Origin of the sequence: Bradyrhizobium sp. SZCCHNR3119 (genome assembly GCF_032487775.1) — a bacterium.
GTDB lineage: Bacteria > Pseudomonadota > Alphaproteobacteria > Rhizobiales > Xanthobacteraceae > Bradyrhizobium.
Window position 1 is genome coordinate 3866335 of the sequence record NZ_JAUEUV010000001.1, and the last position, 21748, is coordinate 3888082.

Below are 21748 nucleotides of genomic sequence, written 5' to 3' on the forward strand. Positions count from 1 at the left end.
CATCAAATGCGTTAACGCACGAGACAGGGCCGTTTGTCGTCAAACGTCCAGCCGGGGATGAGGTACTGCATTGCGATCGCGTCATCGCGGGCGCCAAGCCCATGTTGCTTGTAGAGCGCATGGGCCTTTTCGATGGCGGCGCGATCGATCTCGACGCCGAGGCCGGGACGGTCGGGAACGGCGATCTTGCCGTCCTTGATCAACAGCGGTTCCTTGGTCAACGCCTGGCCGTCCTGCCAGATCCAGTGGGTGTCGATCGCTGTCACCTTGCCGGGGGCGGCCGCACCAACATGGGTGAACATCGCCAGCGAAATGTCGAAATGGTTGTTGGAATGCGAGCCCCAGGTCAGCCCGTTGTCCCTGCAGGTCTGCGCCACTCGCACCGAGCCCTGCAGAGTCCAGAAATGGGGATCGGCCAGTGGGATATCGACCGCGCCCAGCCGCAGCGCATGGCCAAGTTGTCGCCAGTCCGTGGCGATCATGTTGGTTGCAGTCGGCAGTCCGGTCGCGCGGCGGAATTCGGCCATGATCTCGCGACCCGAGAAGCCCGCCTCGGCGCCGCAGGGGTCCTCGGCATAGGCGAGGATGCCGTGCATGTCCTTGCACAGCCGGATCGCCTCATCGAGCGACCAGGCGCCGTTGGGATCGAGCGTCACGCGCGCATCGGGGAAGCGCTTGGCAAGCGCGGTGACCGCCTCGATCTCGGCTGCACCCTCGAGCACGCCGCCCTTCAGCTTGAAGTCGGCGAAGCCGTAAGCGTCGCGCGCGGCCTCGGCGAGCTGCACGACGGTGTCCGGCGTCATCGCCTGCTGGTGGCGCAGCCTGAACCAGCCATCCTTTTCGCCTTCGCCGGTGGCGTAGGGAAGATCGGTCCTGGTGCGGTCGCCGATGAAGAAGAGATAGCCGAGCACCTCGACGGTGGCGCGCTGCTGGCCTTCGCCGAGCAGCGCTGCGACCGGCAGCCCGAGATGCTGGCCCAAGAGGTCCAGCAGCGCTGATTCCACGGCCGTCACCGCGTGGATCGTCACGCGCAGATCGAAGGTCTGCTTGCCGCGGCCGCCGGCATCGCGATCGGCAAATTTTTCGCGCATCGCCGCCAGGATGTTGTTGCAGGCGCCGATCGTCTGGCCGACGATCAGGTCGCGCGCATCTTCCAGCGTCTTTCGGATCTTCTCGCCGCCTGGCACCTCACCGACCCCGGTGTGGCCGGCATTGTCGGTGAGGATGACGAGGTTGCGGGTGAACAATGGCGCGTGCGCGCCGCTTAAGTTGAGGAGCATGCTATCGCGGCCGGCGACCGGGATCACCTCCATCGCGGTCACGACCGGCGCGCCGGTGAACCCGGTGCGGACGGTATCCTGGATCATCTGCTCCTCCTTTGGCCGCCTTGTTAGTACCATCGTCATTCCGGGGCAGCCCGTCAGGGCTGAACCCGGAATCTCGAGATTGGCTTGCGTCTTTTCTCTTCCATCAATTCTTTTCCATGAATGTCGAGATTCCGGGTTCAAGGCCTTACGGCCTTGCCCCGGAATGACACTGAAATTACTCAGCCGCCTGCCGCGCCGGCAGCGCGTTCGGCAACTTCGCCACCAGCGCGGTCAACTCCGCCATTTCCGCCTCCGTCAGATCGGTCAGCGGCGGACGCACCGGACCGGAATCGCGGTCGATCACCTTCATGCCGGCCTTGATGATCGAGACCGCGTAGCCCTTCTTGCGATTGCGGATCGCGATCAGCGGCAGGATGAAATCCTTCAGCCCTGCATGGATCGCCTCATGATCGCGTCGGCGCACCGCGGCGTAGAACTGGGTTGCGAATTCCGGCACGAAGTTGAACACCGCCGATGAATATGTCGTGACGCCCATGTCGAGATAGGGCAGGGCGAAGGTCTCGGCCGTCGGCAGGCCGCCGATATAGGTCAGGCGGTCGCCGAGCTTGGAATAGACCCGGGTCATCAGTTCGATGTCGCCGATTCCGTCCTTGTAGCCGACCAGGTTCGGGCAGCGCTCGCACAGCTTTGCCAGCGTGTCCGGCTGCAGAATCGCGTTGTCGCGGTTGTAGACGATGACACCGATCTTCACGGAGGCGCAGATGGCCTCGACATGGGCGGCGAGGCCCTCCTGCTCGGAATGCATCAGATAGGGTGGCAGCAGCAACAGACCGTCGGCGCCGGCCCTCTCGGCACCAAGCGCGATCTCGCGCGCGATCGCGGTGCCATAGCCGGTGCCGGCGAGCACGGGCACGCGGCCCTTGGTTTCCTCGACCGCGACTTTCACGACCTGCGGGACCTCGGCTGCGGTCAGCGAGAAGAACTCGCCGGTGCCGCCGGCGGCGAACAGGCCGGCGACGTCATAGCCGCACAGCCAGTCCATGTTGGAGCGGTAGGTCGCTTCGTCGAAGGAATAGTCCGCCTTGAAGGGCGTCACGGGGAAGGAAAGCAGGCCGCCGCCGATCCGGGTCGCCATCTCCTTTGGGGTCATGTTGCTCATCGCGCCGCTCCTTTGGGAAATCCGTAACGGACGCAGAACTTTCGCACCAGACATCGCGTCCTTCAGGCCTTTCGTTAAGGCCAAGTCCGATGCCGGTCCAAGCCAATCACGGTATCGATCGATATCGGATCGGCATCAATCCTCGCCGTGCTGCAGGGTCGCAAGACTGCCTGCGATGTCGACCAAGGCAGGCAGCAACGGGTTGTCGTGCTCGCGCCGCCAAACCATGAAGAGCTCGACCGGAGCAGCATTGCGCAGCTTCAGCGGGCGCAGTTTCACGTCGGCGATCTTCAGGCTGCTCGCTGCCTGCGGGACGATCGCGACGCCCAGCCCGGCGCGCACCATCGAGAGAATGGAATGGATCTGGCTGAGGTGCTGGACATAGCGCGGCAGCACCTCGGCGCGCATGAATTGCGACACCAGCAGATCGTGGAAATAGCGCGCTTCCGACGGCGAATACATGATGAAGGGCTGGCCGTCGAAATCCTTGATCGAAACACTATCGACGGAGGCGAGCCGGTGCCGCCGTGGCACGGCGGCGAGCAATTGCTCGGCCACCACGCGCTTGGTCGCGAGTTCCGGGCGTGCGATCGGCGGCCGCAGCAGGCCGGCATCGATCTGTCCCGAGGCGAGGGCCTCGATCTGGTCGCCGGAGACCATCTCCTTCAGCGACAGGTCAGCCTCGGGCAATCGCGTCCGGCAGGCGGCCAATAGCTCCGGCATGAAGCCGTAGGCCGCAGCCGCGGTGAAGCCGATCTTGAGCGAGCCGCTCTTGCCTTTGGCAATGCGGCGCGCAACCTGCGCTGCGCTTTCCGCCATTTTCAGGATGCGCCGCGCCTCGGGCAGGAAGCTGCGCCCGGCCGGCGTCAGTTTCACCGAACGGCTGGTGCGCTCGAGCAGCGCTGCGTCGATGATGTGCTCGAGCACCTGGATCTGCCGGGAGAGCGGGGGCTGCGTCATGTTGAGCCTGGCGGCGGCGCGGCCGAAGTGCAACTCCTCGGCCACGGTGACGAAGCAGCGGAGCTGGTTGAGATCGAACATCGATGCCTCCCTGGCATGGATCGAGCTGGTGCGGAACGCGCATTAGCATTGATCACACCGGGTGAAAATGTGGGGAGAAGTGCGCCGATGGCGGTCGGACCCCTCCCCCTTGCGGGGAGGGGTCGGGGGTGGGGGTCCACGAGTCGCGCTCGATACGAGAGAGCGCGCATTCAATCAGTATCCCGATCGATGAGTCATTCGGCTCAGCGACGGCTGCGGTCTTGTTCTCGCGCGTCCGTACCGATGAATTGCAATATCGGAGATACTCACGACGGTCCGCGCGTGGGGACCCCCACCCCCCAACCCTTCCCCGCTGGGGGAGGGGAGCGGACTGCGGTTGCGATACCATTTGATACGATGCACGGCGCGCGTAAAAAAAACGGCGGCCGAGGCCGCCGTTGAAGGTGAGCCACCCACGCGAGGTGCTCAGGAGGTTCGCAATTGGACTCGCTCGATCTTGCCGACGATAAAGAGATAGGCGATCGCCGCGACCAGCGCGTTAAGGCCGACGAAGACCAGGGCGCCGTTGAAGGAGCCGGTGGCGGCCAGGATGTAGCCGATCACGATCGGCGTGGTGATGCTGGAGAGATTGCCGAAGGAATTGAACAGGCCGCCGGAGACGCCGCCGGCTTCCTTCGGCGAGGTGTCGGAGACGACCGCCCAGCCGAGCGCACCGATGCCCTTGCCGAAGAAGGCCAGCGCCATCAGGCCGACCACCAGCGCCTGGCCTTCGGCATAGTTGCAGCCGATGATCGCCATCGACAGCAGCATGCCGCCGACGATCGGGATCTTGCGCGCCAGCGTCAGCGATCCGGTCCTGCGCAGGATGGCATCGGAGATGAAGCCGCCGAGCACGCCACCGATGAAGCCGCACAGCGCCGGCAGCGTGGCGACGAAGCCGGCCTGCAGGATCGACAGCCCGCGCTCCTTGACGAGATAGACCGGGAACCAGGTCAGGAAGAAATAGGTCAGGGTGTTGATGCAGTACTGGCCGATATAGACGCCGAGCATCATCCGGTTGCTGAGCAGCTGGCCGATATGCGACCAGCCAGGTCCACTCGACGCGGACTTGGCTTCCTTGGCGCCATCCAGATCGACCAGCGCGCCGCCCTGGCGGATGTAGTCGAGTTCGGCCTCGTTGACTGCCGGGTGCTCCTTGGGGTCGTACATGGTCTTGATCCAGAGCGCGCCCATCACGAGCCCGAGCGAGCCCATGACAGTGAAGACATGGCGCCAGCCGAACTCATGCGCGATCCAGCCCATGAGCGGGGCGAAGATCACGGTCGCGAAATACTGGCCCGAATTGAAGAAGGCCGAGGCGGTGCCGCGCTCATTGCTGGGAAACCAGGCGGCGACGATGCGGGCATTGGCCGGGAAGGAGGGCGCCTCGGCGAAGCCGACCAGGAAACGCAGGGCAAACAGCATCGTCACGGCCGCGCCGCCGCTCAAGAAGCCGATCCAGCCCTGCAGCATCGTGAATACCGACCAGGTGAGGATGCTGATGGCGTAGACCCAGCGCGAACCGAAGCGGTCGAGCAGCCAGCCGCCCGGCACCTGCGCGATCACATAGGACCAGCCGAAGGCGGAGAACACGTAGCCCATCGCGACCGGATCGAGACGCAGTTCCTTGGAGAGCGCAGAACCCGCGATCGAGAGTGTTGCCCGGTCGGCGTAATTGACGGTCGTGACCAGGAACAGCATGGTCACGATGAACAGCCTGACCCGCGATCGTCGCGCCTCGGCCACCGACACAATTGCGCTCATGCGCAACACCTCCCTGGATTTTTTCCTCTTTGGCCTGTCTAGAGAGGCGCAGGCCGCCGGTCCAAGCCGAAGCCTGTATCGATCGATACAAATTTTGTATCGATCGGTTTGCAGCCGCCTAAAAGTTGGATCACATCATGCGTGTCCAGCGCCGCCGATGAACGTCGTGCGCGAGGTGCGTCGGGGCTGTGAGGCGCGGGCAGAAACGCAAATGGCCGGGCTAAGCCCGGCCATCACGCTTGGCGACGAAGCTGGCGATCGTGTCAGTTCACATAGTCCGGATCGGTCTTCTCCAGCATGCGCTTGAATGCGGCCCATTCGCTGTCCGGCCGGCCTTCCTGCTCCAGCTTGTCGTAGCCCTTGGCATATTGCTCGGCGGTGTGGCGAGCGATGTTGTCCGACACGTGGTTGATCTCGGCGCCGGATGCCTGGATCGCAAGCTGTGCCTTGCAGGAGCGCTCCAGGTTATGCATCAGCTTGAAGGCTTCCGCGACCGAGCGGCCGCAGGTCAGCAGGCCGTGGTTGCGCAGCACCAGCACGTACTTGTCGCCGAGATCGTTGATCAGGCGCGACCGCTCGTCGAGGTCGAGGGCGATGCCTTCGAAGTCGTGATAGGCGACGCGATGAGCGAACTGCAGTGACCATTGATTGAGCGGCAGCAGCCCGCATTTCAGCGACGACACGGCGACGCCGGCAACGGTGTGGGTGTGCAGCACGCAGGCGACGTCGGGGCGAGCCATGTGAATCGCGCTGTGGATGGTGAAGCCCGCCGGATTGATGCCGAGTCCGAGCGGATCGTCGGTCACCTTGCCCACGATGTCGACAGTGACGAGGTTGGAGGCTGTGACCTCCTCGAAGCGCATGCCATAGGGATTGATCAGGAAGCGGTCATGGGTGCCGGGAAGCCGGACCGAGATGTGGGTGTAGATGCTGTCATCCATGCCGAGCCGGTGGATCAGGCGGTAGGCGGCGGCGAGATCGACGCGCGCCTGCCTGTTCGCATCCGTCAGGGTCTCGGGCTTCACATGCGTGGTCATCATCTGGCTTGTCCTTGTGCCGTTTGCCCGAACTTTCGTTCAGGGGCGGCGGACGAGCAAGCTCAAACTGTCGACAGCCGGCGCATAGGAGTTAGTCGCATGCGGCGGAAGCGCGGGCATTGTTCCGCGCGATGGAAGTCTCGTCACGGGAGGCCGCCAAGGATTTGGCGGTCTGCGCTTGTGCTGTCCGTTCGCGCGTGCACAATTCGGCATCTCTCAAACAGGAGTGATGTCAGGTGAAGGCCGTCTACAGCGAGCTGCATCGCAGCCACGATCCGCAATTCTACCTGGTGCGCGGTGTGGTCAAGCGCACCACCGAACAGCCCGAACGTGCGGATCGTCTGCTGGCAGGCCTGAAGGCCGGCAGCCACGAACTGGTCGCGCCGATCAATTTCGGCCAGGGGCCACGTGCGCGCGTGCACAGTCCCGAATATCTGAGGTTTCTGGAGGAGGCGTGGGACGCCTGGGCGGCGCTCGGCGATTCCGGGTCAGAGATGATCCCGAACATGCACCCGGTGCGTAACGCCGGCACCTATCCGACCCATATCGTCGGACGGCTCGGTTGGCACACCACCGACACCTCCGCGCCGATCGGTCCCGGCACCTGGGCCGGCGCCTGCGCGGCGACGGACATTGCGACCACGGCGGCGCAGCTGGTGATGGATGGTGAAGACGCCGTCTATGCGCTGTGTCGTCCGCCGGGCCATCATGCCTATCGCGATATCGCCTCCGGCTTCTGTTTCATGAACAACAGCGCTATTGCCGCCGCGCATCTGCGTCTCACCCATGAGCGCGTCGCGATCCTCGATGTCGACGTGCATCACGGCAACGGCACGCAGGGCATCTTCTACGATCGCGGCGATGTGCTGACGGTATCGATCCACGCCGATCCCACCTATTACTATCCGTTCGTGTGGGGCTATGCGCATGAGCGCGGCGAAGGCGCCGGCTTAGGCGCCAATCTCAACATTCCGCTGCCGCTGAAGACCGGCGATGACGGTTACATGGCGGTGCTGGGAGATGCGGACAAGACCATCCGCGCCTTCGCGCCGGGCGCGCTGGTGGTGGCGCTCGGGCTCGATGCTTCCGAGCACGATCCGCTCGCCGGCCTTACCGTCACCACGCCCGGTTTCAAACGCATTGGGGCTGATATCGCGCGGCTGGGGCTGCCCACGGTGTTCGTGCAGGAGGGCGGCTATCTCTCGGATATTCTCGGCCAGAATCTCACCGCAGTGCTGGCGGGATTCGAGGAGGCAAGGTGAGGGAACCGCTCTCGGTTCGTCGGATCGCAGCCGCGGGCGGCCTATCGAGAATCATTCGCGGTGGTGGGACGTTTGTGCCGAGACGCTTGAGCTTCGGTCCCATCACTCCGCGTTTAGCAACTGCTAGTCTTTGCGGACTACCTTCCGTCTGATTCTGTTCGGAGGGAAAGCATGAAGCGGCAAATGACGGGGCACGATCGGTGTCGTGCCAACGCTGACATCGTAGCAGCCGATCCAAGCGTCGGACTTCCCGAGCAGGAGTTCGGGCTTGCAGCAATGGCGGGACAGCTCTCCCGCCGGCGCCTATTGACGTCGGCAAGCCTGGCCTTTGGCGCAGCCGCGCTGTCCATCCCAGGCGGTCCTGCTGTCGCCCGACCGCAGGCATCAAGCGGCGCCGGCCTCGGCCGTCCGGTCCGTGTGGCCAAGGATCGGCTCGACGCTCTTGCGGCAAAATTCCATGCGGTGTTCAACGAGCACAACATCCTCCCGCCATTCTCCGCTGACAAGCAGGGGGCGCGCGTCGATGTCGAGCTGCGGCGGCTCACCACCTTCACCCGTGTTCCCGAGACGGGCGAGCGCGTCAAGGTCAGCGGCCTGCTCGCGCTGCCCGCCGATCACAAAGGTCCGCTGCCGGTGGTATCATGGCAGCATGGCACCATCCTGTCCTTCGATCAGGTCCCGTCCAATCTCATCAAGCTGGCGGATCCGAACTACGAGCTGCGCGACAACGTCGATTCGATCGAGACCTTGTTCAACATTCAGCGACTGGTCGGGAACGGTTTTGCGCTGATCGCAGCCGATTATCTCGGCAAGGGGCCGTATCGGGACGGCCGCGGCGAAGCTTATGCCGTAAAAGATGCCACGGTGCAGTGCTGCCTGGACGTGCTGAACGCAGGTCTTTTGGCGCTCGACCAGCTCGGCTTTCGCAAGAGAGCGCTGTTCCTCAACGGCTGGTCGCAGGGCGCGTTGAACACGCAGTGGCTGCGGCAGGAGCTGCAGCGGCGACGCGTGAAGGTGGCGGCCAGCGCGGCGCAGAGCCCGTTCAACAATCTTCCGGAGTCGATGCGCTATTGGGTCACGGCCGGCGCCGACCCGTCGGCCGACAGCGCCTATCCGAAGCCGCCGATCTGGATCACGCCCTGCGTCATCATCCTGCTCGGAAGCTATCGCCTGCAGTATCGGCTCACCGATCTGTTCAAGACCGCGATCAAGCCGCAGCACATCGCGCTGGCAGAGAAGTACTGGTCCGACTACAGCATGGATGACGCCTTCAGCCGAGCGGTGCCACAGCCACCGGACCTTTTGGTCGATGGCTTCTTCGACCGCTTCACCCACGAGACCAACAGCCGCTTCCTGCGTCACCTCGCCGCCAACAGCACGACCTATTGGGATTATGACGCGCCGATGCGGTTCTACTATGGCGCGGCTGACGAGGCGCTACCGCCACGGCTGGTGAAGATGTCGCTCGCGGCGAACGGCCACTTCATGCAAGGCGTTTCAGTTGCCGGCGCCAGCCATCGTGGCACGTTCCTGGCGAGCTTGTACGGTGAAGGCGACGTGGTGGGCGGCAACTCGACCGTGCTCGACTGGTTCAAATCGGCGTTGTGACGGATCGGATCGCGGCAGACAAGTCGTGGGCAGACAACAAGCCGAGCCCGCCGCGGTCTTGAAGGAAGCACCGCGACGGGCTTGCAGGGTCATGCCGATCAGCCGATCGGCACCGCCACGAAGTGAGTGTTGTCGGCGGTCTTGACCCGGATCAGCACGTCATGCTTGCCGTCCGACTTCGCCGTGGACAGCGCATTGCGCAGATCGGATACATTGGCGACGCTCTTGCCGCCGACATCGAGGATAACGTCGCCGGATTTCAGCCCGTGTTCGGCGCCCGGGCCGTCCGGATCCACCGCCGTGATCACGACGCCCTTGCTGCCGGCGCCCGCGACCTGATCCGCCGGCGCAACCGACAGGCCGAGATGCGGCAGGCCGGGAACTGATCCGTTCTCATGCTCGCTCGCGTTGGCCTGCTTCTGCTCGCCGGGCATTGTCGCCAGGGTGACGTTGATGCTCTTGGGTTCACCCTTGCGCAGGATGTCGAGCTTGACGCTGGTCCCGGGGCTCATGCCGGAGATCTCGCGGGCCAGCGTGCGGGAGTCCTTGATTGCGTTGCCGTTGACCGCGGTGATCACATCGCCTGCCTGGATGCCTGCCTGCGCGGCTGGCGTGTCCGGCTGGGCCTCATCGACCAGGGCGCCCGCGGCGTTCTTCATGCCGATACTCTCTGCGATCCCTGCGGTGACCGGCTGCACCTGCACGCCAAGCCAGGCGCGCGTCACAGTGCCCTTGTCCTTCAGCTGCGCGATCACCTGCTTGGCGGTGGCGGCGGGAATGTCGAAGCCGATGCCGACCGATCCGCCGGACGGCGAGTAGATCGCGGTATTGACGCCGACCACATTGCCGTTGACGTCGAAGGTCGGGCCACCGGAATTGCCCTTGTTGATCGGCGCGTCGATCTGGATGTAGTCGTCATAGGGACCGTTGCCAATGTCGCGCCCTTCGGCGGAGACGATGCCGGCCGTGACCGTACCGCCGAGGCCGTAGGGATTGCCGACCGCGACCACCCAGTCGCCGACACGCGGCATCTGGGTCTCGAAATCGACATGGGCGAAGTTGTGGTTGCCATCGACCTTGATGAGGGCGAGATCGGTCTTGGGATCGGTGCCGATCACCTTGGCGGTGTAGGTCTGACCGTCGTCGGTGGTGACTTCGACCGACTTGGCATGATCGACGACGTGATTGTTGGTGACTGCATAGCCGTCAGCGGAGATGAAGAAGCCTGAGCCGAGGCCGGTGATCAGCTGATGCCCCTGCATCTGCGGACCGTTGCCGTTGCCGTAGCGGCGAAAGAATTTCTCGAACGGGGTCCCGTTCATGAAGGGTTGCAGGTCCGGAAGCTCGTCATTGCGGCTGAGCACGTTGCCGTCGGAGGCTTCATCGATGCGCACCCGCACCGAGATCACGGCGGGCTTCACCTTGCTGACGAGGTCGGCAAAACCACGCGGTCCCTGTTCGGATTGCGCTGTGGGCGTGGCTGCGAATGCGCTCTCGGTGAAGTGTCCGGTGGCGAGCGGGCCGGCCAGCATCACGCCGGCGCCGATAATGGCGACCGAGCCGAGCAGGGCCAGCCGGCGCTTGGCAAACGGCCTGCGGCGGGGTGGCTGATTGGTATCTGTCATGATCGTCTCTCTCCGAAATGCGAAAGCTCAACTGCCCCGCTTCGGAGGTACAACGACGGGATTACGGTGTCCTGTCGGGCGAATTAATTGATCCTGTCCGCGGAATTAATTCGCCGTAATCAGGTTGCCGTCATCAAGTTCTTGCCGCGCGTGACCAGGCGCGGACGTCAGCTCGCCAGCGCCTGTGGAGCGCGGGCGGCCAATTCCCGCTCGGCTTCGCGCACGATCTCCATGGTGCGCAACACGCTGGCGGGATTGACGCTGATGGAGTCGATGCCGAGCTCGGTGAGGAAGCGCGCGATCTCCGGATAGTTCGCCGGCGCCTCGCCGCAGATGCCGACATGGCGGCGGTTGCGCTTGGCGCCTTCGACCGCGAGCGTGAGCATCTTCAGCATGCCGGGATCGCGCTCGTCGAAATCGAAGGCCACGATGTCGGAGTCGCGGTCGACGCCGAGCGTCAGCTGGGTCAGGTCGTTGGAGCCGATCGAAAAGCCGTCGAACAGCTTGGCGAACTGATCGATCAGGATGACGTTGTTCGGAATTTCGCACATCATGAAAATCTCGAGGCCACCTTCGCCGCGCTCGAGGCCGTGTCCGGCCATGGTCTCGATGACTTTGCGTGCTTCGTCCACCCGGCGGCAGAACGGAATCATGATCTTCAGATTGGTCAGCCCCATCACGTCACGCACGCGCCGCAGCGCCGCGCATTCGAGTGCAAAGCCAGCTGCATAGGCGGGGTGCGCATAGCGCGAGGCGCCGCGGAAGCCGAGCATCGGATTCTCTTCTTTAGGCTCGAAATCGCGCCCGGCAATGAGGCTCGCATATTCGTTGGTCTTGAAGTCCGACAGCCGCACGATCACCGGATGCGGGTAGAACGCGGCCGCGATGGTGCCGACGCCTTCGGACAGCCGTTCGACGAAGAAATCCGCCGGTGCCTTGTAGCGCGCGGTGAGGTTCTGGATGGTCTTGCGGTCCTTCGCGGAATTGACCTTGTCGGGTGTGGCGAGCGCCATCGGGTGGATGCCGATGTGCTGGTTGATGATGAATTCCATGCGCGCAAGGCCAACGCCCGCATTTGGCATCATCGCGGTCTTGAATGCGACTTCGGGATTGCCGAGATTGACCATGATCTCCGTGCGCGGTCTCTGCAGCGTGTCGATCGCGACCTTGGTCACTTCGAACGGCAATGCCCCGTCATAGACGTGGCCGACGTCGCCTTCGGCGCAGCAGACGGTCACGGTCGTGCCGGTCTTTGCGTGCTTGCTGAAGTTCTCGGTGCCGACCACGGCAGGGACACCGAGCTCGCGGGCGATGATCGCCGCATGGCAGGTGCGGCCGCCATGATCGGTGACGATCGCGGCGGCCGTCTTCATTACCGGCTCCCAGTCCGGGCTGGTCGAGGTTGCCACCAGCACCTCGCCGGGGCGGAAGGCGCGCAGGTCGCGTTCGCTTTTGACCAGGCGGATCTTGCCCGCGGCGATCTTCTCGCCGACGGCGCGCCCGGTCGCGATCGCCTTGCCGGGCTTTTTCAGCGCGTAGGTTTCCAGCGCATCGGGCGTGCGCCGCGAGGCCACCGTCTCCGGCCGGGCCTGGATGATGTAGAGTGCGCCGTCGTTGCCGTCCTTGGCCCATTCGACATCCATCGGCGTCGGCCGGCCGGCCTTTTGCGAATAGTGATTTTCGACGACGATGGCTGCCTGCGCGAGTTCGAGCACGTCGGCATCGGAGATGCAGAACTGGCTGCGCTCGGATGGCGGCGTCGCGACGTTGCGCGTGGTCGTGCCATGTGTCTTCGTCTTCGCATCGGTCTTGGCATAGACCATGCGCTTTTCCTTGGCGCCGAGCCGGCGCGATAGCACGGCACGGAATCCCGCGTTGAAGGTCGGCTTGTGCACATAGAATTCGTCCGGATCGACCGCGCCTTGCACGACGTTCTCGCCAAGGCCGTAAGCGCCGGTGATGAACGCGACGTCGCGGAAGCCGCTTTCGGTGTCGAGCGTGAAGATGACGCCACTCGCGGCGATGTCGGAACGCACCATCTTCATGATCGCGACCGACAACGCCACCTTGAAGTGATCGAAGCCGTTGTCGATGCGATAGGAGATCGCGCGATCGGTGAACAGCGAGGCGAAGCAGCGCCGGCAGGTCTCGAACAGGTCTTTCGTACCGCGGATGTTCAGGAAGCTGTCATGCTGGCCGGCAAAGCTTGCATTGGGCAGGTCCTCCGCAGTGGCCGAGCTGCGGACCGCGACGGCTGCCGCCCTGCCATATTCCTGCTCGAGCAGGCGATAGGCCTCGTTGACCTGCTTGCGCAAATCGGCACGATCGGTTGCGTCATAGACGATCGCGCGCGCCTTGGCCGCGCGCTTGGCGAGATCGGCGATACGGCGCTTGTCGAGGCCGTCGAGCAGCTTGCGAAGCTCGTCGTCGGCCCCGCTCTCGCGCAAAGCGTCGCGATAGGCCGCGGCCGTGATGGCAAAGCCGTTGGGTACCCGAACACCCTGCGGCGCCAGCGCCGAATAGAGCTCGCCGAGCGAGGCGGTCTTGCCGCCGACCAGGGGCACATCCTCAATGCGGAGGTCCTTGAACCAACGGATATAGTCAGGGGCAGTTTGAATTGCCGTCATTCGCCAGTTCTCCCGCACTGCAGCGTCATCGGAACAGTTTGCCGGGTCGCGGGAGGAGTGCCTTGCGGAGGATCAAGCCGGTGCGAATGATAGGCTCTAACATTATGAGCGCGAAGAGAAAGGGAGTGGGAGGAGAAAGGGCATGTCAACGAAATGACGTTAGCGTATCTTCACCGACCTGCCCGCTCGCGCACGATGCATGCTGAAGAAGGATAATGCGATGACGTCCGCTGTCAGGGTTCATCGCGGCACGGATCGCAACGAGCCATGATGCCCGAAGACATCGAGGAGGACGCCAATCGCGAATGGTCGCGGTTCTGGCTCACCGCCCGGCGCTTCTGGTGCGGGTCCGCGGCTTGGCGCGTGTGGGTCCTATGCGCCGTCCTGGTGGTCGTTGTCGTGCTCCAGCTCTACGTCCAGTTCCGCTTCAATTATTGGAACAGGGATTTCTTTGACGCGCTGGACAGCCGCGATCCGGCGCGCTTGCGTCATCAGGCCTATTTGTTGGTCCCGCTCTGCGCCAGCAGCGTCGTGCTCGCCGTTACTTCAGTGTGGGGCCGCATGACCATGCAACGCAATTGGCGGGAGTGGCTGACGAAGAAGGTGACCAACTATTGGGTCGAGAACGAGCGCTACGCGCGGCTCGCCGCCGTGCAGGGCGACCAGAAGATACCGGAATATCGGATCGCCCAGGATGTCAGGGTCGCGACCGATGCGCCGGTCGATTTCGCGCTCGGCGTGATCTCCTCGCTTCTCACCGCGATCATCTTCATCCAGGTGCTGTGGGAGGTCGGTGGATCGATCTCGTTCAGCCTGTCGGGCCATCGGTTCTGGATCCCCGGCTATCTCGTCGTGAGCGTGGTGGTCTATTCCGGCCTCGTCACCGGGGCGATGATCTTGGTCGGTTCGCCGCTGACGCGTGTGATCCAGACCAAGGATCAGGCCGAGGCCGAGCTGATCACCGCGGCGCATCTGCTCCGTGACATCGGCGAAGGCGTGACGCCGAAGCAATTGGCTCCTGGCGTCATCAGCGGGCTCTGGCAAGCGCTGCAGCACGTCATCAAGCAATGGAAGCGGTTGTGCTGGCAGCTTGTGCGCACGACGCTGGTGTCGCACACCAACTCGCTGCTGGCGCCGATCATCGGGCTCGTGCTGTGCGCGCCGAAGTTCCTCAACGGCTCGATCACACTCGGTGAGCTGACACAGGCAGCGGCGGCCTTCACGCTGGTGCAGGGCTCGTTCAATTGGCTGGTCGACAATTACGGCCGCGTCGCCGACTGGATCTCCTCGCTGCAGCGGGTCGGCGGATTGCTGCTGTCGCTCGACCGCCTCAACCATCACGGTGCAGCGGCCGATGCCGGCTGTAGTGATGTCACGCCGCCTGCAACTGTACCTCTCCGGCGAGACGGCTGACGTCAATTGGATCGCACAGCGCCGTGCCGGGATGCAGGAGCGCCGCAGCACCGGCGGCAACGGCCCAGCGGAAGGCCTCGTCGATTGCAGCGCCCGCGGCGAGCTTGGCGACGAGAGCGCCGAGAAAGCTGTCACCGGCGCCGACCGCGCTGACCGGCGTGATCGCAAGCGGCCGGGCGCGCAGCACGAGGTCGCGCGTGACCAGGACCGCACCAAGATGGCCCATGGTGAGCGCCACCGTCCCAACCTTGCCGCTGTGAACCAGCGCACGCGCGGCGGTCTCCCATTGCGCCGCATCGGCGAGCTCGCCCCCGGCGAGTTCGCGCATTTCGCGCAATGACGGCTTGATCAGGTCGACTCCCGCCTCTGCGGCGGCGGCCAGCGCCGGCCCGGACGTATCGAGGATGAACCTCGCCCCGCGCTCACGCGCGAGCTTCGCCACCCGGCCATAGAAGTCGATGGGCACACCATGCGGCAGGCTGCCACTGCCGATGACATAACGGGGAAATGGCTCGAGCGCGGTCAGCAGCGCGAGCCCCGCCTGCCACTCGCGCTCGTCGAGCGTCGGGCCCGGCAGGATGAAGCGGTAGGGCTGCCCGGTCGCAGCTTCCTGTACGAAGAAATCCTCGCGCGTCTCGTCGGCTGTCGGAAATGTCAGGCTGGCCACACCCTCGCGTGCGACCAGCTTGTTGAGCAGGGCACCGGTCGCGCCGCCGACCGGGTAGACCGCGGTGACGTTGCCCCCGAACCGGGTGATGACACGCGCGACATTGATGCCGCCTCCACCGGGGTCGCGCCGCTGCGTGGTGCCGCGCAGCTTCATCACCGGCACGATCTTCTCGACCTCCGTCGAGAGGTCGACCGCGGGGTTCGGCGTGATCGTAACGATGTTGCTCATGGCTTAGCGGACCGTCGCCCCGGCTTTGGCCATAACGGCCGTCTCGAAATAGGACTTCAGGCCGAGGAAGCTGATGTCCGGCCGGGTGACGATATAGGCGGGGATGGCTCGCAAGTACGCATCATAGCGTCCCTTGCTCTCGAACTGGCTGCGGAAGTCCGATCGCGCCAGATAGTCCGGAAAGCGCGGGGCGATGCCGCCCGCGATATAGACCCCGCCGCGTGCGCAGAAGGTCAGCGCGAGGTTGCCGGCGACGGTGCCGAGCCAGCCGCAGAACATGTCGAGGGTGGTGCGGCAGACCGTGCAGCTGCCGTCGAGCGCGCTATGCGTGATGGCTGCAGCATCGCGCTCTGGCACCGTCACGCCATCGAGCGTGGCAATGGCCTGGTAGATGTGTTCGATGCCCATGCCGGACAGCGCGCCGCGCTCGACCGAGACATGACCAAGACGCTCGCGCATCTTGGCGACGACCTTGGCCTCGCGTTCGCTCGTCACCGGCAAAGTGACATGGCCGGCTTCGGTGACGACAACCACGGGGTGACCATCGCCGGGCAGATAACAGGCGGCACCAAAGCCGGTTCCAGGACCGAGCACCAGCATCGGCGCGCCGGCCGCAGCCCGTCCGCCACCGAGCGGAAAGAGGTCGGCCGGTTGCAGCGCCGGCAGCGACCAGCCGACGGCCTCGAAATCGTTCAGGAGCTTTGCCGAGGCGAGCTTGAATTGCCGCGCGAGTTCGGCGCCGTCGATGGTCCAATGGCTGTTGGTGAGGACGCCGCGATTCTGTTCGATCGTCGCCGCAACGTCGAGCACGGCGGCGGTGGGCGAGGCTCCCGCGGCGCATCGCGATAGAAACGATGTGATGGCGTCGGCAATGGAGCGAAAGTCGGCGACCTTCAGATGCTCGATCGGCCCAATTGCGCCATGACTCATCAGCGCGAAGCGCGCATTGGTTCCGCCGATATCGCCCAGAAGAACGTGATCGCTCATCCCTCAGCCGCTTCCACCCGGTTGGTGCGGACAGAGCGACCTTTAGTGGCCCGCTGCGCCGCAATCATGTCCGCATACCACCGCGCAGATGCCTTGGGAATGCGCCGCTGCGTGGCGAAGTCGACATAGATAATGCCGAAGCGCTGTGAATAGCCCGAGCCCCATTCAAAATTATCCAGAAGCGACCAGACGAAATAGCCGCGCACATCGGCGCCAGCCGCCATCGCCTGTGCCATCGCCTCCGTATAGGCCTTCAGGTAGGCGATGCGGCTGTCGTCCTGGACGCCGCCCGCGGCATCAAGCGTGTCGTCAGCGGCGGTACCGTTCTCCGTCACATAGATCGGCAGCTGGAACCGTTTGTGAATGTCGAGCAGGGTATCGCGGAATGCGTCCGGCACGATCGGCCAGCCGATCGCCGTGCGCGGCACGTCATCGGGCGGCGCGCCGAAGCTGGCGCCGATCAGGTTGCTGTCGGCCTTGATGTAGTGCGGCGAATAGTGGTTGAGGCCGAACCAGTCCAGGGGACGGGCGATCTGCGCCATGTCGCCGGGCTGGACGTAGGGGGCAACCGCCTCGGCGAGGGTCGGGGGATAGCAGGCGAAATGTTGCGGCAGCGGGAATGCGTCGTTCCAATATTCGGCGAACCGCAGCGCAGCCGCGGCGTCGGCCGGGCTCTTGGTGCAGGGATAGCAGGGCTGGCGGTTGTGGACGGCGCCGAGCCGTGCCCCGGGCACGCTCGCGCGCAACACGTCGATCGCCTTGCCGTGGCTCAGATTGACATGGTGGATCGCCTTGTGGAGCGCGGCTCTGTCGGCGACCCCGGGCGCGTGCCAGCCGAAGCCATAGCCGAACAGCGTGAACACACATGGTTCGTTGAAGGTGGCGAAGTGTTTGACCCGGTCGCCATAGCGCTTCGCGATCAGCGCGGCGTAATCGGCGAACCAGCCGGCGATATCGCGGTTCTGCCAGCCGCCGAGATCATCGAGCGCCTGCGGCAGATCCCAGTGATAGAGGCAGATCCAGGGTTCGATCCCGGCTGCGAGCTGGGTGTCGATCAGCCGGTCGTAAAAGGCGAGGCCCTTTTCGTTCGGAGCGCCGCGGCCTTGCGGCAGCACGCGCGGCCAGGCGATCGAGAAACGGTAGGCATTCAGGCCAAGCTCCCGCATCAACGCGACATCGTCGGGATAGCGATGATAATGATCGCAGGCGACCTCGCCGCTGTCGTTGTTCTTCACCCGTCCGGGCGGACGCGCATAGACATCCCAGATGCTGTCGGCGCGACCATCGACATGCGCCGCACCTTCGATCTGATAGCTCGACGTCGAGGCGCCCCAGAGAAAGCCGCGCTGTGACGGGGCGGCGGCGCCAGGGTGTCGAGTTCTGTCGATGTTGATGGTCATTTCCAAACTTGCCTGCACGTCATGGCCGATCTCACCGGGTCATGATGCCGGGGCTGCGGAACCACCCATTGACCAGGATCAACACGCCCTGACGTCTGGCCCATAGGCTCAGTTTCAGGAGCCGCGTGTGTTTGCGAGGCGCGGCTATCATGCAAGAGGTTCAAGATTCATGTTGTGTCGCAATCCGCTCCCGCTTCCCGGTCGCCTGGACGAGAAGCTCGAACCCCTGCACGCGCTCTGGCGAGGCTTGAGGCGCGCTGAAAACGGCATGCCCTTTGCCGACGATCTCGCACTTCCGGCGCTGGAAAAGCTGCTGGGCAAGGCCTTCCTGCTGCAGGTGTTCACCGGCCCGGAGCGCTTCCGCTTCGAATTCGCCAGCGCAGGACTGCCGGCGGTGAGCCAAGGTTCGTTCCTCGACGAGATCGCCCCGAACTCAGAACTCAGCTATCTGCGCGCGCAGGCCAGCGCCACGGTGGAGGCGGGCGAGCCGACCCTGCTGCGGCTGACCGAAGCGTCGGGCCGCGAGCTGTCGCGGGTGCTGCTGCCGTTGTGGGGCAACGGCCAGGTCAGCCTTCTGCTCGGCGCGGTCGCAGGCTGATTTCGAGGCGTGTCAATTGAACGCCATGCCGCCGCTCATCGCGATGGTCTGGCCCGTCATATAGGGATTGTCGAGCAGCAGCATCACGGCCTTGGCGACTTCCTCCGGCAGGCCGAAGCGGCCGAGCGGAATGCGCGAAACCAGCGCCTGTTGCTCCTTCATCATGTCGGTCGCGATCAGGGATGGCGCGACCGCGTTGACCGTAATGCCGTCCTTGACCAGTCGGGCGGCGTAGCCGCGCGTCAGCCCCTCCATCCCGGCCTTCGAGGCGTTGTAATGCGGACCGATCGCGCCGGCGCCGCGCGCCGCGCCCGAGGAAATGTTGACGATGCGGCCCCATTGGCGTGCCCGCATCCCCGGCAGCACGGCCTGGGTGCAGAGAAATGCCGATTTCAGATTGACCGCAATCGTGGTGTCGAAATCGGCCTCGGTGAGCTCCTCGACGGCGCGGGTGATCGCAATGCCGGCATTGTTGATGAGGATGTCGGCCGGGCCGAGCTTGGCGTCCACCGCGGCGACCAGATCGGCAACGGCGGCAGCCACCGACACATCGGCCTGAAGGGCCGCGGCAGGGACGCCCTTGTCACTCAGCTCTGCCGCCAGCCGCTCGGCCTCATCGGCGCGGTTCCGGTAGTTGATGGCGACGGACGCGCCGGCCTCGGCCAGGGCGCGGCAGATGGCAGCGCCAATGCCGCGCGAGCCGCCGGTGACCAGAGCGCTGCGCCCGCGAAGGAATTGATCGGCCATGACTGTCTCCAGGACTGTTTCGCGCGTTGATGGGAAGCCGAGCTTTAACGCCGGGGAGTGCCGACTTGGCCGCAAATCTCGGTGAGGGCCGCAAGATGCAGGAGCAGATGATGACCGTCATGGACGACCAGGAGATCAGAACCCGCGCCCATCAGCTCTGGGAGCAGGCCGGCCGCCCGAGCGGCCGCGACGCGGAATTCTGGCTGGAGGCGGAGCGGCAGATCAAGGAGGAGCGGGTCCGCCACGAGCTGAAAACGCCGGATAATCTCTGACCGATCAGCTCCCCGGGCTGACCGGCCATACCTGTTGTGTCAGACGTGTGGTTGGCGCCATGCGCGTTGAGATTGCTTGCATCGGGCCGCGATCCCGTGGATCGTGCCGCCACGATGATGAAGGCTTCGTGACTTCGGATGAGCGTATTCCTGCTGCGACGATTTCTGACCCTGGTTGCGACCCTGGTCGGCGCGTCGCTGATCATTTTCCTGATATTGGACGCTCTTCCGGGCAATGCGGCGCAGATGCTGATGGGGGCCGACGCCTCGCCTGACGCGGTGCGCGCGCTTGCGGTCAAGCTGGGGCTCGACCAGCCGCTCGTGGTTCGCTACGCGCATTGGCTCGGCGGCATGGTGGGGGGTGATCTCGGCAACAGCTATGCCTATGGCACGCCGGTCGCCGGCCTGATCGCGGAACGGCTGGTTCTCACCATCCCGCTTGCGATCATGGCGATGACACTCACCGCGGTGCTGGCGCTGGCGGCCGGCATCTACACCGCGGCCAACCACAACAAGCTCGGCGATGTCGGGGTGATGTCGCTCACCCAGATCGGGATCGCGCTGCCCAATTTCTGGTTCGCGATCCTGTTGATCCTGCTGTTCGCGGTGAAACTGCAATGGCTGTCCGCGGGCGGCTTTGCCGGCTGGGATGACGGGCTGTGGTCCGGCATCAAGTCGCTGCTGTTGCCGGCGATCTCGCTGGCGGTGGTTCAGGCCGCGATCCTCGCGCGCGTGACGCGCTCGGCGGTGCTCGAAGTGCTGCGCGAGGATTTCGTGCGCACGGCGCGCGCCAAGGGACTGACGAGACGCGAAGTGCTCTGGCAACACGTGCTGCGAAATGCGATGATTCCGGTGCTGACCGTGATGGGCCTGCAATTCGCCAATCTGCTCGCCGGCACGATCGTCATCGAGAACGTGTTCTATCTGCCGGGACTCGGCCGGCTGATCTTCCAGTCGATCGCCAATCGCGACCTGATCGTGGTGCGCAACTGCGTCATGCTGCTCGCGGCGATGGTCATCATCGTCAACTTCGTGGTCGATGTGCTCTATGCCGTCATCGATCCGCGCATCAAGGTTCACGAGCTGTGACGTCATTCTCGCCTTTGGCTTCCGGCGCCGTGACGATCAGCCGTCCGACTTCACGGAACGGATTTTGGCGTCGCGCGCTGCGCCACCGGAGCTTCGTCGCCGGCGGCGTGCTGTGCCTGCTCGTGCTTTGTGCTGCGCTGCTCTCGCTGTTGTGGACGCCGTGGTCGGCCTACGATCTCGACATTGCCGCAAAGCTGCAGCCACCCTCTCTGGCGCACTGGCTCGGCACCGACGTGCTCGGGCGTGATATCGTCTCGCTGCTGCTGGTGGGGGCGCGCGCGACCATCCTGGTCGGCATCATTGCCGTCGGCATCGGGCTCAGCTTCGGCGTCTGTCTCGGGCTGACGGCTGCGGCACAGAGGGGCTGGACCGATGAGCTCGTCATGCGCCTCTCCGATTTCACCTTCGCCTTTCCCGCCGTGCTCTCGGCGATCATGCTGGCGGCGGTGGTCGGTCCCGGCATGGTGACGTCGATCATCGCGATCGGCATCTTCCAGATCCCGGTATTCGTCCGTGTCACCCGCGGGTCGGCCGGCGCAATCTGGGTGCGCGAATTCGTGCTCGCGGCCCGCACCTCCGGCAAGGGACGCTTTCGTATCACGATCGAGCACGTGCTGCCGAACATCATGTCGGTGTTGATCGTGCAGGCCACGATCCAGTTCGCGCTCGCCATCCTGGCGGAAGCCGCGCTGTCCTATCTCGGCCTCGGCACCCAGCCGCCGCAACCGTCCTGGGGCCGCATGCTCAACGACGCGCAGAGTCTGCTGTTCCAATCGCCGATGCTTGCGGTCTATCCCGGCATGGCGATCGCAGTCGCGGTGCTCGGTCTCAATCTGCTCGGCGACGGGCTGCGCGATCTGCTCGATCCCAGACTGGCGCGGGAGCGTTGAACC

The 21748-nt window shown here is 64.6% G+C and carries 18 protein-coding genes; 7 read left to right on the forward strand and 11 right to left on the reverse strand.

What is annotated here, in order from left to right:
• Positions 1-11: 11 nt before the first annotated feature.
• From gudD to QX034_RS17935, 5 genes are all read right to left on the reverse strand, one after another.
• Complete coding sequence (gudD, locus tag QX034_RS17915; protein ID WP_315701192.1) at positions 12-1367, reverse strand: glucarate dehydratase; 1356 nt, start codon at positions 1365-1367, stop codon at positions 12-14.
• A 175-nt stretch (positions 1368-1542) separates the two neighbouring features.
• Positions 1543-2487, reverse strand: a complete 945-nt coding sequence (gene kdgD / locus QX034_RS17920; protein WP_315701191.1) for a 5-dehydro-4-deoxyglucarate dehydratase — start codon at positions 2485-2487, stop codon at positions 1543-1545.
• A gap of 135 nt (positions 2488-2622) precedes the next feature.
• Positions 2623-3528 carry a LysR substrate-binding domain-containing protein gene (locus QX034_RS17925; RefSeq protein WP_315701190.1) on the reverse strand — a complete coding sequence of 302 codons (906 nt, stop codon included), beginning with the start codon at positions 3526-3528 and terminating at the stop codon, positions 2623-2625.
• A gap of 426 nt (positions 3529-3954) precedes the next feature.
• A complete protein-coding gene (locus QX034_RS17930; protein WP_315701189.1) occupies positions 3955-5292 on the reverse strand; it encodes an MFS transporter in 1338 nt (445 codons plus the stop codon).
• A gap of 263 nt (positions 5293-5555) precedes the next feature.
• A complete protein-coding gene (locus QX034_RS17935; protein WP_315701188.1) occupies positions 5556-6332 on the reverse strand; it encodes a class II aldolase/adducin family protein in 777 nt (258 codons plus the stop codon).
• 233 nt (positions 6333-6565) lie between these two features.
• Between QX034_RS17935 and QX034_RS17940 the strand changes: the two genes are divergently transcribed.
• Both QX034_RS17940 and QX034_RS17945 read left to right on the forward strand, forming a co-directional pair.
• Complete coding sequence (locus QX034_RS17940; RefSeq protein WP_315701187.1) at positions 6566-7591, forward strand: histone deacetylase family protein; 1026 nt, start codon at positions 6566-6568, stop codon at positions 7589-7591.
• A 171-nt stretch (positions 7592-7762) separates the two neighbouring features.
• Positions 7763-9199, forward strand: a complete 1437-nt coding sequence (locus tag QX034_RS17945; protein WP_315701186.1) for a lysophospholipase — start codon at positions 7763-7765, stop codon at positions 9197-9199.
• Between the two features lie 98 nt (positions 9200-9297).
• Here QX034_RS17945 and QX034_RS17950 read toward each other — a convergent pair whose 3' ends face one another.
• Positions 9298-10824: a Do family serine endopeptidase gene (locus tag QX034_RS17950; RefSeq protein ID WP_315767205.1), complete on the reverse strand. Its 1527-nt coding sequence runs from the start codon at positions 10822-10824 to the stop codon at positions 9298-9300.
• Between the two features lie 167 nt (positions 10825-10991).
• The gene (gene ppsA, locus QX034_RS17955; RefSeq protein WP_315701185.1) at positions 10992-13451 is read right to left on the reverse strand and encodes a phosphoenolpyruvate synthase; all 2460 of its coding nucleotides are present in this window, start codon (positions 13449-13451) and stop codon (positions 10992-10994) included.
• A 270-nt stretch (positions 13452-13721) separates the two neighbouring features.
• On the opposite strand from ppsA, the gene QX034_RS17960 reads away from it, so the two are divergent.
• Positions 13722-14864, forward strand: a complete 1143-nt coding sequence (locus tag QX034_RS17960) for an SbmA/BacA-like family transporter (protein ID WP_315742971.1) — start codon at positions 13722-13724, stop codon at positions 14862-14864.
• Here the strand turns inward: QX034_RS17960 and QX034_RS17965 are convergent.
• The 3 genes from QX034_RS17965 to QX034_RS17975 are packed head-to-tail and all read right to left on the reverse strand — an operon-like array spanning position 14824 to position 18149.
• Positions 14824-15762 (reverse strand): 1-phosphofructokinase family hexose kinase, encoded by a 939-nt coding sequence (locus QX034_RS17965; RefSeq protein WP_315701183.1) that lies wholly within the window; start codon positions 15760-15762, stop codon positions 14824-14826. The genes QX034_RS17960 and QX034_RS17965 overlap by 41 nt on opposite strands.
• A gap of 3 nt (positions 15763-15765) precedes the next feature.
• Positions 15766-16749, reverse strand: a complete 984-nt coding sequence (glk, locus tag QX034_RS17970) for a glucokinase (RefSeq protein WP_315701182.1) — start codon at positions 16747-16749, stop codon at positions 15766-15768.
• The gene (locus QX034_RS17975; protein ID WP_315701181.1) at positions 16746-18149 is read right to left on the reverse strand and encodes a GH1 family beta-glucosidase; all 1404 of its coding nucleotides are present in this window, start codon (positions 18147-18149) and stop codon (positions 16746-16748) included. Before QX034_RS17975 ends, glk begins: the two co-directional genes overlap by 4 nt.
• A gap of 268 nt (positions 18150-18417) precedes the next feature.
• Between QX034_RS17975 and QX034_RS17980 the strand changes: the two genes are divergently transcribed.
• Complete coding sequence (locus QX034_RS17980) at positions 18418-18747, forward strand: hypothetical protein (RefSeq protein ID WP_315701180.1); 330 nt, start codon at positions 18418-18420, stop codon at positions 18745-18747.
• 12 nt (positions 18748-18759) lie between these two features.
• On the opposite strand, the gene QX034_RS17985 is transcribed toward QX034_RS17980, so the two are convergent.
• Positions 18760-19494: an SDR family NAD(P)-dependent oxidoreductase gene (locus QX034_RS17985; RefSeq protein WP_315701179.1), complete on the reverse strand. Its 735-nt coding sequence runs from the start codon at positions 19492-19494 to the stop codon at positions 18760-18762.
• Positions 19495-19559: 65 nt separating this feature from the next.
• Between QX034_RS17985 and QX034_RS17990 the strand changes: the two genes are divergently transcribed.
• The 3 genes from QX034_RS17990 to QX034_RS18000 all read left to right on the forward strand — a co-directional run bounded on the left by QX034_RS17990 (position 19560) and on the right by QX034_RS18000 (position 21745).
• Positions 19560-19766: a DUF2934 domain-containing protein gene (locus QX034_RS17990; protein WP_315701178.1), complete on the forward strand. Its 207-nt coding sequence runs from the start codon at positions 19560-19562 to the stop codon at positions 19764-19766.
• A gap of 138 nt (positions 19767-19904) precedes the next feature.
• Positions 19905-20855, forward strand: coding sequence for an ABC transporter permease (locus QX034_RS17995; protein WP_315701177.1), 951 nt, complete (start codon positions 19905-19907; stop codon positions 20853-20855).
• Positions 20852-21745: an ABC transporter permease gene (locus QX034_RS18000; protein WP_409997824.1), complete on the forward strand. Its 894-nt coding sequence runs from the start codon at positions 20852-20854 to the stop codon at positions 21743-21745. Before QX034_RS17995 ends, QX034_RS18000 begins: the two co-directional genes overlap by 4 nt.
• Positions 21746-21748: the final 3 nt, after the last annotated feature.

Coding starts and splice junctions, on each gene's coding strand:
- gudD (WP_315701192.1), bottom strand. CDS start 1,367: ATGATCCAGGATACCGTCCGCACCGGGTTCACCGGCGCGCCGGTCGTG.
- kdgD (WP_315701191.1), bottom strand. CDS start 2,487: ATGAGCAACATGACCCCAAAGGAGATGGCGACCCGGATCGGCGGCGGC.
- QX034_RS17925 (WP_315701190.1), bottom strand. CDS start 3,528: ATGTTCGATCTCAACCAGCTCCGCTGCTTCGTCACCGTGGCCGAGGAG.
- QX034_RS17930 (WP_315701189.1), bottom strand. CDS start 5,292: ATGAGCGCAATTGTGTCGGTGGCCGAGGCGCGACGATCGCGGGTCAGG.
- QX034_RS17935 (WP_315701188.1), bottom strand. CDS start 6,332: ATGATGACCACGCATGTGAAGCCCGAGACCCTGACGGATGCGAACAGG.
- QX034_RS17945 (WP_315701186.1), top strand. CDS start 7,763: ATGAAGCGGCAAATGACGGGGCACGATCGGTGTCGTGCCAACGCTGAC.
- QX034_RS17950 (WP_315767205.1), bottom strand. CDS start 10,824: ATGACAGATACCAATCAGCCACCCCGCCGCAGGCCGTTTGCCAAGCGC.
- ppsA (WP_315701185.1), bottom strand. CDS start 13,451: ATGACGGCAATTCAAACTGCCCCTGACTATATCCGTTGGTTCAAGGAC.
- QX034_RS17960 (WP_315742971.1), top strand. CDS start 13,722: ATGCCCGAAGACATCGAGGAGGACGCCAATCGCGAATGGTCGCGGTTC.
- QX034_RS17965 (WP_315701183.1), bottom strand. CDS start 15,762: ATGAGCAACATCGTTACGATCACGCCGAACCCCGCGGTCGACCTCTCG.
- glk (WP_315701182.1), bottom strand. CDS start 16,749: ATGAGCGATCACGTTCTTCTGGGCGATATCGGCGGAACCAATGCGCGC.
- QX034_RS17975 (WP_315701181.1), bottom strand. CDS start 18,149: ATGACCATCAACATCGACAGAACTCGACACCCTGGCGCCGCCGCCCCG.
- QX034_RS17980 (WP_315701180.1), top strand. CDS start 18,418: ATGCCCTTTGCCGACGATCTCGCACTTCCGGCGCTGGAAAAGCTGCTG.
- QX034_RS17985 (WP_315701179.1), bottom strand. CDS start 19,494: ATGGCCGATCAATTCCTTCGCGGGCGCAGCGCTCTGGTCACCGGCGGC.
- QX034_RS17995 (WP_315701177.1), top strand. CDS start 19,905: ATGAGCGTATTCCTGCTGCGACGATTTCTGACCCTGGTTGCGACCCTG.